1 protein-coding gene is annotated in these 405 nt (G+C 47.4%); it reads left to right on the top strand.

Going from position 1 to position 405, the window contains the following annotated elements; all coding sequences use genetic code 11:
- Window positions 1–26 precede the first annotated feature (26 nt).
- Window positions 27–405: 30S ribosomal protein S15 (locus F0U44_RS24385; RefSeq protein ID WP_149730643.1), on the top strand; the 379-nt coding region annotated here is incomplete at its 3' end.

The following is a 405-nucleotide window of genomic DNA, read 5'->3' as shown; positions in this document are numbered from 1 at the left end:
CGGCGATTTAGTAAAAAGCCGCAAACATGGGTCGTATGCACGCTCCTGGTAAGGGTATCTCCCAGTCGGCGCTGCCTTACCGCCGCAGTGTCCCTACCTGGTTGAAATTGACTGCCGACGATGTAAAGGAACAAATTTACAAACTTGGAAAGAAGGGTCTCACTCCCTCACAAATTGGTGTAATGCTGAGGGATTCACATGGAGTTGCCCAAGTAAGATTCGTAACTGGCAAAAAGATCCTCCGTATCATGAAAGCAATGGGTCTAGCTCCTGACTTACCGGAGGATCTTTACTACCTGATCAAGAAAGCTGTTGCAATGAGGAAGCACTTGGAACGCAACAGGAAAGACAAAGACAGCAAATTCAGGCTTATTTTAGTAGAGTCCAGGATTCACAGACTGGCCC

The sequence above is a fragment of the Nocardioides humilatus genome, assembly GCF_008373755.1.
In the GTDB taxonomy this organism is placed as follows: domain Bacteria; phylum Actinomycetota; class Actinomycetes; order Propionibacteriales; family Nocardioidaceae; genus Nocardioides; species Nocardioides humilatus.
Note: the sequence above shows the minus strand (reverse complement) of the source record. Positions and strands in the feature narration are given on the sequence as shown.